The organism is Zavarzinella formosa DSM 19928, from assembly GCF_000255705.1.
Lineage (GTDB): Bacteria > Planctomycetota > Planctomycetia > Gemmatales > Gemmataceae > Zavarzinella > Zavarzinella formosa.
The window spans coordinates 420,701-430,020 of sequence record NZ_JH636440.1 but is presented as its reverse complement, the minus strand read 5'-3'; the positions used below and the strand labels follow the sequence as shown (position 1 = coordinate 430,020).

At 61.3% G+C, this 9,320-nt stretch carries 9 protein-coding genes and 1 tRNA gene; 7 read left to right on the top strand and 3 right to left on the bottom strand.

Annotated elements, in window-relative coordinates:
* Positions 1-1,393 (top strand): serine/threonine-protein kinase (locus BGIM_RS0112665; RefSeq protein ID WP_157369093.1); only part of this gene is annotated, 1,393 nt, incomplete at its 5' end.
* Positions 1,394-1,474: 81 nt separating this feature from the next.
* Positions 1,475-1,547 (top strand) — tRNA-Lys (locus BGIM_RS0112660).
* Positions 1,548-1,821: 274 nt separating this feature from the next.
* On the opposite strand, the gene BGIM_RS0112655 is transcribed toward BGIM_RS0112660, so the two are convergent.
* Both BGIM_RS0112655 and BGIM_RS0112650 read right to left on the bottom strand, forming a co-directional pair.
* Complete coding sequence (locus BGIM_RS0112655) at positions 1,822-2,613, bottom strand: hypothetical protein (RefSeq protein WP_020470136.1); 792 nt, start codon at positions 2,611-2,613, stop codon at positions 1,822-1,824.
* A 254-nt stretch (positions 2,614-2,867) separates the two neighbouring features.
* On the bottom strand, positions 2,868-3,338 hold the full coding sequence (locus BGIM_RS0112650; RefSeq protein WP_020470135.1) for a CAP domain-containing protein: 471 nt from the start codon (positions 3,336-3,338) through the stop codon (positions 2,868-2,870).
* 203 nt (positions 3,339-3,541) lie between these two features.
* On the opposite strand from BGIM_RS0112650, the gene BGIM_RS0112645 reads away from it, so the two are divergent.
* The gene (locus BGIM_RS0112645) at positions 3,542-4,516 is read left to right on the top strand and encodes a hypothetical protein (protein WP_020470134.1); all 975 of its coding nucleotides are present in this window, start codon (positions 3,542-3,544) and stop codon (positions 4,514-4,516) included.
* 185 nt (positions 4,517-4,701) lie between these two features.
* Here BGIM_RS0112645 and BGIM_RS0112640 read toward each other — a convergent pair whose 3' ends face one another.
* On the bottom strand, positions 4,702-5,031 hold the full coding sequence (locus BGIM_RS0112640; RefSeq protein ID WP_020470133.1) for a cupin domain-containing protein: 330 nt from the start codon (positions 5,029-5,031) through the stop codon (positions 4,702-4,704).
* An 82-nt stretch (positions 5,032-5,113) separates the two neighbouring features.
* On the opposite strand from BGIM_RS0112640, the gene BGIM_RS0112635 reads away from it, so the two are divergent.
* The 4 genes from BGIM_RS0112635 (at position 5,114) to BGIM_RS50095 (ending at position 9,259) form a co-directional block, all read left to right on the top strand.
* Complete coding sequence (locus BGIM_RS0112635; protein WP_020470132.1) at positions 5,114-6,571, top strand: trypsin-like peptidase domain-containing protein; 1,458 nt, start codon at positions 5,114-5,116, stop codon at positions 6,569-6,571.
* Entirely contained in the window at positions 6,568-7,389 is an 822-nt protein-coding gene (locus BGIM_RS0112630) for a sugar phosphate isomerase/epimerase family protein (RefSeq protein ID WP_020470131.1), read from the top strand. The genes BGIM_RS0112635 and BGIM_RS0112630 overlap by 4 nt, the downstream gene beginning before the upstream one ends.
* 233 nt (positions 7,390-7,622) lie before the next feature.
* The gene (locus BGIM_RS0112625) at positions 7,623-8,318 is read left to right on the top strand and encodes a 5-oxoprolinase subunit PxpA (RefSeq protein WP_020470130.1); all 696 of its coding nucleotides are present in this window, start codon (positions 7,623-7,625) and stop codon (positions 8,316-8,318) included.
* Entirely contained in the window at positions 8,315-9,259 is a 945-nt protein-coding gene (locus BGIM_RS50095; RefSeq protein WP_020470129.1) for a 5-oxoprolinase subunit C family protein, read from the top strand. Before BGIM_RS0112625 ends, BGIM_RS50095 begins: the two co-directional genes overlap by 4 nt.
* The last annotated feature ends 61 nt before the right edge of the window (positions 9,260-9,320 follow it).

Below are 9,320 nucleotides of genomic sequence, written 5' to 3'. Positions count from 1 at the left end.
CCTCGCCGAAGCCGCCGCCGCCGCCAAGTTGAAGCACCCGAACATCGTCACCGTTTACGAAGTGGGGCATCAAAACGGCTTGCCGTATATCGTGATGGAGTATGTGGCCGGCCGCACGCTCTCGCAACAACTCGCCGAGGGGCCGGTGCCCCCGCGCGTGGCCGCCCGTCTGCTCGCCGATGTCGCGCGGGCGGTGCATCAGGCCCACGAACGCAACATCCTCCACCGTGATTTGAAACCGGCCAACATCCTCTTGTCGCATCCGGAACCCGAAACGCGGAGTCCGGAGCCGAAAACCAATCCCAAGGATGACAAGCAAGCGGCGAAAGACGCCGGTTCTGAATCGCGGGCGCCGATTCCCGAGTATTCCCCCAAGGTGACCGACTTCGGCCTCGCCCGCCGACTCCATTCGGCGCCCGGCAGCATTCCCGATTGGCGGACACAAACCGGGGCCATCGTCGGCACGCCCGGTTATATGTCCCCCGAGCAGGCGACCGGCCGCCGGGAACTGACCGCCGCCGCCGATGTTTATGCCCTCGGGGCCATCTTGTATGAACTGCTCACCGGCCGGCCGCCGTTCCAAGCGTCGAACGCCGTGGATGCGTTATTCATGGTGGTCGAACAAGAACCCGTCTCTCCCCGGCTTTTGACACCGGGGTTGGACCGCGATTTGGAAATGATCTGCCTGAAGTGCCTGCAAAAGCCAGTGCATCTTCGCTACGACACGGCCGCCGAACTCGCCGACGACCTGGAGGCCCACCTCGCCGGGGAGGCAATGTCGTCCCGCCCGAGCGGGTTTGGCTATCTGTTCGCCCGGTTGATGCGAGAGACGCACCACATCGGCGTGCTGGAAAACTGGGGCCTGTTATGGATGTGGCATAGCCTCGCCACGCTCTTGTTGTGTTTGCTCACGCAGGTGATGGAATGGGTGGGCATCCGCAATCACGGGGCCTATCTGGCCCTGTGGAGCGTCGGGCTGGTCGCGTGGGGGATGATCCTCTGGCGCCTGCGCCGCCGGGCGGGGCCGGTGTTGTTTGTGGAGCGCCAGATCGCCCATGCCTGGGCCGCCGGGGTGATTTCCTCGATCATGTTCTTCCTGATCGAAGTGATCATGGACTTCCGGGTGCTGACGCTTTCCCCCGCGATCGCGGTGTCGGCCGGGATGGTGTTTGTCTTCAAGGCGGGCATTTTGTCGGGGCGCTTTTACCTGCTGGCCCTGATGATGTTCGTGACGGCGATGGTGATGCCCCTGATCCCCGACTGGCGGATCATCCTGCTCGGCCTGACAATGGCCGTGAGTTTCTTTGTGCCCGGTTTGAAGTATTACCGGCAACGAAAACGCGGAATCCAAGAAAACGCCGCGAACCCAACCGGGGGGTTCCAGACTCCCTAACCACGCAGACGGCCGACGCGAGATTTTCAGGCGCGCCCCTTGAAGCCCGCCCGGTTCGTACTTAAATTAAGTGTGTCCAAAGCCTTCGTAGCTCAGTTGGTAGAGCAGCTGACTCTTAATCAGCGGGTCCACGGTTCGAGCCCGTGCGAAGGCAGTTTAAAAAGCCACAAGTCTTAAGGACTTGTGGCTTTTTTTGTCTCCACCGTTTCGGGATAACTCCAAAATCGCCCCAGAATTATTGAATCCTGCGAATTACCATCCCTCGCGCATTCGGTAGTTGTTCGCCACGGCCATTTCATGCCACCTGGTGATCGAGAACGGGCAATGGCGCCAAACAAAAGGTTCAATAATGGGGCCGTCAGTCTGACTATTCGCCCTCGGTGATCTCCCGCACATACTTCGTGACAGTTGTGCGGATCGTTGACCCCTTACCCTTGCAAATCCATCTCTTTCAACAACCCCTCAAACCGTGACCACGGGATGGGTTTCACCGGGATGTCGGCGGTTTCTTTGTCCAGGGCCAGGTCGAGAACGTACATCGTTTCCACATAGCGGGTTCGTTTGCCCTCGGCCCGCAGGCGTTTCAACTCGGTGTGTTCGGACTTGTACCGGCGGGCCATTTCCATCAGCGTCAGCACGCGGGCGCCGTCCGAGTTGTGTTCCACGTGAACATCCCGGCAGGTCCACCAATCCTCGAACAGGGCGAGGTCATCCACGGAGATCAACAGAATCGTGATCGGCTGATGCTCGGCCAACCCCGCCGGTTCGCAGCACGGGGCCATCACATAAAGGCCGTGCGGGAACGGGCCGTTCGCCACGCGGTCGCACACAAAGTTCGTCAGCGTTTCCAAGAGGTATGAACCCTCGGCGCCGTCCATCGAGATCAGTGTGTGCCGGTGGGTCACGGCGAAAGCTCGCTTCATCAGCACGTCGGCGAGGTGCCCGTTCGGCACCACCCGGCTCACCTCGGCCTGGCCCAGCGTGCGAAGCCGCAGCGTCTTGGGCCGCTTGATCGGGGGTTCCCCTTCGATCAGCGGTTCATCGTGTGTTTCAATCACATGATGGTTGATGACAATGGTGTCGCGGGCGTCGCCCCGCATGATGCTCCGGCGTTCGCAGTGCCGCTTCCACCGGGTGACGATGGCCGTGATGGCCGTCCCGGCCACCAGCCCCAGACACACGCCCACGCCTCGGCTGCCCACCTCATGCCAGATGTCCATGATCCTCGTCCGTTCCGTTGAACGAACACCAGGCGGCCAGGCGGGAATCGAAGAACCCCACCGAGGCAATGCCTGATGACGTTCAACATGGTTACTAATCGCCTGCATCGATTGATCGATGCGTTGGGGAGATTTGCGACAACAGACACGCGATCAGGTTCGCCGGTTCGTGAAAAACAACCGGCATGAGACATGCATGACACGACGCAACCTGTTGAATCAGATCGCTTTGCAATATCCCGAAAATCCGGCGATTATCGGGGTGTGCCGAAGACTTGTATCCAATAGCACTCCTCCTTCTCGTTTTTGGCAATGGCCACGCCGATCTCGGTGTATTCCTTCGTGAGAATGTTTTCTTTGTGGTCTTCGGAGTTCATCCAGCCTTCCAACACTTCCTTCGGCGTATTCTGATTTCGAGCAATGTTTTCCCCGATCCGGGCGAATTTGTAACCCAACGCCTTCACACGATCTCCGGTGGATTTCTCGTCGAGAGTGTGTTCAAGCATGTCCTGTTTCGCCATGTTGGCCGCATGACTTCGGGCGGCGGCGAAGAGCTTCGCGTTGGGTTTCAGCAACGGCAATTCGGCCTTCTTCCGCTCCGCGTTGGTGGCGTCAACGATAGCTTGTTCCTCATCCGAGATTTTGAGTTCCGGGGGCTTTTCATCGGCCTGGACGATGCCGACGCTCCCGGCAAGCAGAAACATGATGAGAAGCGGATGACGCATGAGAGGCTCCCTTTTGCCTCATTGATAGTCATGCCGATGGCGTCGATGGCGTCTTGTTGTTTGCACCATCCGGCAAATCGCTCCTGGCAAAATCCATCGTCCCGCCTTCGCAAGTCGGTTGCCGATTCGGCGTCTTTCGGGTAACATCGTGCCCAACCGAACGCGGGCTGCCTTGCCCGTCCCCTCTCACTGAGATCAGGAAGATGCCACACCGTTCCCTGTCCGTCCTCATGTTGCTGGCCGCCGTCTCGGTCGGCCGGTGCGTCGATCCCATTCCGTTTCTGCCGGCCGAGACGGATGTGGTCATCACCATCCAGTCGAAACAGGTGACGGAGAGCGAACTGCTCAAGAACATCGGCGGCGATCTGATGAAGCTTTTGCTGAAAGCCAGCAAACAAGCCTCCGATGCCGTCGAGGCTTCGGGCGTTGATTTGATGAAGGATTTCGACCGCGTCGTCATCGGCGTGGACGCGGACAAAACCAATCCGTTGAAGCCATTCGTGTTGATGGAAGGCAAGTTCGATCCGAAGAAAGTCACCGCCTCGGCCGAGGCGTTCATGGCCAAGAACCCCGGCCGCATCACCGCCGTGAAGGTGGCTGACAAACCCGCTTACAAAGTGGCGGGAAGCAACGAGGGCGAGACGATGTACACGGCCATCATCAGCGAAAGCCTGATGGTCATCGCCCCGTCCGAGGAAGCCCTCGCCGGGGCGTTCACAGCGGCGGGCGGCGACCGCAAGCCGGTGATCTCGAAGGAACTGGCCGGGGTGATCGCCGTGACCAAATCCACGGCTCCCATCTTTGTGCAGGCGTGGGTGAAGGGGAAATTCGCCACCATCAATGTGCCAAACGAGCAATTGAAACAGAACCTTCAGGGCGTGGACTGGGTGACCGCCTCCGTGAACATCACCAAGGATGTGGCGCTGAACTCCGTCATCAACACCCCGAACCCGATGGCCGCGCAGCAATTGAGCAACCTGCTCGGCGGGGTGGTCTTGCTGTTGAAACTTCAAGCGGTCGCCGCCGCCGAGGACCAGCCGGAAATGCGCCCGGTGGTGGAATTGCTCCGCACGGTGCGGGTGAACCCGAAAGAAAAGACCGTCGTGGTCACCGGCTCGGTGAAAGGGGCCGACATTCAGAAGGCCCTGAACCCCCCGCCGCCGCCGGAAAAGAAGTAATCCGGCGTTTCATACTTTTAGAGCAAGCAGAAAGAACAAAGCGGTCGGAGATCAAAGTGCTCCGCACGCTCCGCGTGCGGCCAGAATCTTCCCCCACAATCAGTCTCTTGGGCAGGCTAAAATCCAAAAACCGCACGCGGAGCGTGCGGAGTACTTTCCAAACAACACACAAGAATCACTGCGGTTTATTTGTATTCTTCCCGCACCGGGTAAAAGATGTCCAGCGCCTGGCCGGCGCCGCCGACCGGGACGACTTTGTGGCGCACGCCGCCGGGGATGCAATAGAAATCACCCGGCCCGAGTTCTCGCTCCTCTTCGCCGATGTGAAAGGTCGCCCGGCCGGAAATCATCATCCCCATTTGCTCGTTGACGTGGCTGTGCCAGTCAACGACCCCCTCGGCCGGGATGTCCACAAGGGAGAGTTGCAGATGGTCTCCGGCATAGGTGCGGATGGCGACGCATCCGAAAATCACATGATGACCACACTCGGCGGGAGAGGGAAAGTATCGGCTCATGGTTTTCTCGCTGGACAACGGAATAGAATCCAACCGTGGGGTTATGGTACGCCCCGATTGATCCCCGTGGCGGAGCCGCCTGATGAGACGAGTTCTTTGGTGCGTCTGGCTTCTGCTGCCGGCGACGGCATGGGCCGAGATTCCCCCCGGCGCCCTTGAATTGCAGCAAACCATCCATCAGGTGATTGAGAAGGCCGAGCCTTCCGTCGCCTGCGTGCTGGTCTCCCGTTCGGGCAAGTATGCCGAATTGAACGAAGTGCCTTCCCCCGCCATTCCCGGCAAACTCGGCGGGTTCAACCCGATCCGGCATATGCGCCTTGCGGACGGCGTCCAGCTTGCCTTGGTGAAACGGCTTGACTTGGCCGACCCCGAGGCCGTGCCGGACAGCTTCGGCTCCGGCGTCGTGCTGGATGCCACCGGCCTGATCCTGACGAATTACCATGTGATCGAGAAGGCGACGAAAATCTACGTCCGGCTGCCGGGCGATTCCAAGGGAAGCTACGCGGACATCATCGGGGCCGATTCGCGGGCCGACTTGGCGGTGTTGAGAGTCATCACGCCGCTCACCTTGAAACCAATCACCTTTGGCGACGGCACGCGGGTTCGCAAGGGGGATTGGATTGTCTCGCTGGCGAACCTCCTCGGCACGGGGTTCCGGGACGGCAGCCCGAGCGCTTCGTGGGGCATCATCTCCAACATCCGCCGACGCGGCCCCGGCCCGACGGACGAGGTCAAACGCACCAAACCGCTGACCCAATATGCCACCCTGCTCCAGACGGACGCCCGGCTAAACTTCGGCTGTTCCGGCGGCGCCATCCTGAATCTCAACGGCGAACTGATCGGCCTCTCCACTTCGCTCGCCGCCCTCACCGGCGGCGAGACGGCGGGGGGATACGCCATCCCGATGTCTCCAAACACCCGAAAAATCATCGATGTGTTGAAGCAGGGGCAGGAAGTGGAATACGGCTTTCTCGGCGTATCCGTCCAGCCGGACGACAAGCCGGTTGGCGGCGGCATTCTCGTCCGCGATGTCTCCCCTGGCACCCCCGCCGCGCGGGCCGGGATTCGCGGCGGCGATTACATCACCGCCATCGACGGCGCCCCGATGAGGGAACACGACGATTTGTTCCTGCACATCGCCACCGCCCTTGCGGGCAACGAGTCGAAGATCACTCTGCGCGGCGGCCGCACGGTCTCCGTGCGATTGGTGAAGGCCTCTCATTCGGAGCCGTTCATCGCGGCCAACCGGCCCCGGCCGGTGCATGGGATCACGGTTGACTACCTCAGCACCATCCCCGGCGACGGGGCGATTGAGTCCGGCGTGCTGATCCGCGAAATTGTGCCGGGTAGCGACGCCGACCGCAAAATGGGCAAGAAAGCGGCGAATACCCGTCTGGTGGTCGTTTCCGTCGATGGCATCGCCGTCAACACGCCAGCCGAGTTTTACCGGGCCGCGCAGGGCAAATCCCGGCTGACCCTCGACGTGGCCGACACGGACCGCGATTCCGCAACCCCCCGAGAGAAAGTGACGCTGCCGTGAGTTTCCGTTACGCAATCTGCAACGAAACCTTTGTGGACTGGCCCCACGAAAAAGTCTGCGAATTCACGGCCGCCGCCGGTTACACCGGGCTGGAGATGGCGCCGTTCACGCTGGCTCCGCTCATCACGGACGTGTCCGCGTCCCGCCGGGCCGAGCTTCGCCAACAAGCCGAATCACGGGGGCTGACCCTTATCGGCCTGCACTGGCTCCTCGCCAAGACCGAAGGCTTCATGCTCACCTCGCCGGATGCGGAGATTCGCAAACGGACCGGCCTCTATCTCGCGGAACTGGCGAAGGCCTGCCGCGATCTCGGCGGAGATATTCTGGTGCTGGGTTCGCCGATGCAACGCAAGATCCCGCCGGGGGGCACCAAGCAAACGGCCGAGGATCTCGCCATCGACGCGATCAGCCACGCCCTCCCGGAACTGGAACGCCAGGGGGTGACGCTGGCCCTCGAACCGCTGGCGCCCTCGGAGACGGATTTCATGCAAACCGCCGCCGAGGGGTTGGCGATGATGAACCGCATCGCCCACCCGTTTGTGAAGCTCCACCTCGACGTGAAGGCGATGTCCTCCGAGGCCATCCCCGTGCCGGACGTGATCCGGCAATTCGCCCCGGCGATGAAGCACTTCCACGCCAACGACGCCAACCGCCGCGGTCCCGGCTTCGGGGAAACCGACTTCATCCCCATCTTCCGGGCCTTGCGGGATGTGAATTATCAGGGCTGGGTATCCGTCGAAGTGTTCGACTACTCCCCGGACCCGGAGACGATTGCCACGAAGAGTTTGGAACACATGCGAAATTGCGAGTTGGGGTGAATAATCCCGTGAAGCCGCGACGCGGAGTCTTCGGAGCGGAGCGCGGACTTCCGGCAAACAATCGCTGACAGCGGTGGCAATCGCATGATGCGGCAAGTCCGCGCTCCGCTCCGAAGACTTCGCGTCGCGGCTTCACAAATCGTGGTTTGGAGAACTCGTCGCTCTGATTCGGAAAAAGCGTCTCCTTGATCAATCCTGTATGATGCGGGAAAACTTATTCCTCCCGAAATGCCATGATTCTCGATCTTAATTGCGATCTCGGCGAGGGCATCGGCGCTGATGCGGAGGTGATTCCGCTCATCACGTCAGCCAATGTGTCGTGCGGCTGGCATGCCGGCACGCCGGAGGACATCCTTAACACGTTGAAACTTTGCCGGCAGCATAACGTCGTTGTCGGAGCGCATCCCGGCCATGCGGACCGGGAACACTTTGGTCGGCGCGAGTTGCTGATCCCATCCCGCGATGTGCTGGAACAAACCTTCGAGCAAATCCAACAACTGCGGGTCTGGGGCAAGTTGCTTGGCGTGGAAGTGCGCTACGTCAAGCCGCACGGGGCGTTGTATCATCAGGCCCACGGGGACGATCAATATGCGGAGGCCGTGATCTGCGCCGCCGCGATGGCCGGTCTGCCGGTGGTCGGGATGCCGGGGTCGCGGTTACAAGAACGGGCCAAGGGTCGGGTGCGATTCGTTGCAGAAGGCTTCGCGGATCGCCGTTATTTGCCCGATGGCCGGCTCGTTCCCCGTGGCCAGCCGGGTGCGAGCATCGAAACGCCCGAGGAAGCCGTGAGCCAAGTGTTGAATCTGTTGACTCATGGAGTCATCGACACCGTGTGCGTTCACGGCGATCATCCGCAGGCCGTCGAATTCGCGCGGGCGGTGCGGACCGAGTTGGTTCGTCAAAACGTGGAACTGAAATCCTTCGTGTGAGCATTCGCCTTACCCGTCCCGGTTTGCACACGCTCGTCGTTGATGGCGGCCGACCCCGCACGCGATCATTGGGCGTCCCCATTGGCGGCCCCGCCGATGGCCCGTCGATGGCCGTGGCCAATCGCCTCGTCGGCAACCCGGCTGATTGCCCCGCCTTGGAAATCACCCTCGCCGGCCCGTGCGTGGTTACCGATCACCCGGTCGGGCTGGCATTGTTCGGCGCCCCGTTCACGATCAGGCGGGATGGCGAGGAGATCCCCGCCGGTTCCTCCTTCACTTTGAAGCCGGGTCAAACACTCGATATCGGCGGCACCCCGTCCGGCTGCCGGGCATATCTGGCGGTCGTCGGCGGGTTTCAAGTCCCCGAGATCTTGGGAAGCCGCACTGGCTTCGCCCCGCTGCCGGCCAACGCGGAATTGCCCTGCGAACCCTCAACCATTCCCGGCCGCACGCTTCCCGCCACCACGTTTCCCGAATTGGCGGCGATCCTGCTGGAACAACCTGCCTTGGAAACCCCCGGCGTGCTGCGCAGTCTGCCGGGCCCGCAAGCCGATTGGTTCGACGGCTCGTTTTGGGAACGCGAATACAAAGCCTCCCCCGCCGGAAACCGCATGGGCTTGCGCCTGCTCGGCGAACCGCTGACGCGAAGACCCGGCGAACTCGTCTCCGAAGCGGTCGCCCCCGGCGCCGTGCAAATCACCAACGACGGCCTCCCCGTCGTGCTGGGCATGGACGGCCAAACCATCGGCGGCTACCCCAAAGTCGCCCACGTTCTGACGGATGAGCTTCCGGCGTTGGGACGATTACGACCGGGTGATGTGATCCGCTTCCGGAAACTGGATGAGTCAGAGGTGGAGACACTCGCCCGCCAGTTTGCTTTGCGCCGGGAGATGTTAGGGCGGTACTTGGACCGGGCGTTGAGCCGAAAAAAGGAACGATAATCTTGGGAATAGTTCTCACGGGTTCCAAGACCGCCAAAGCACGAATGTGCCTTATGCCCAA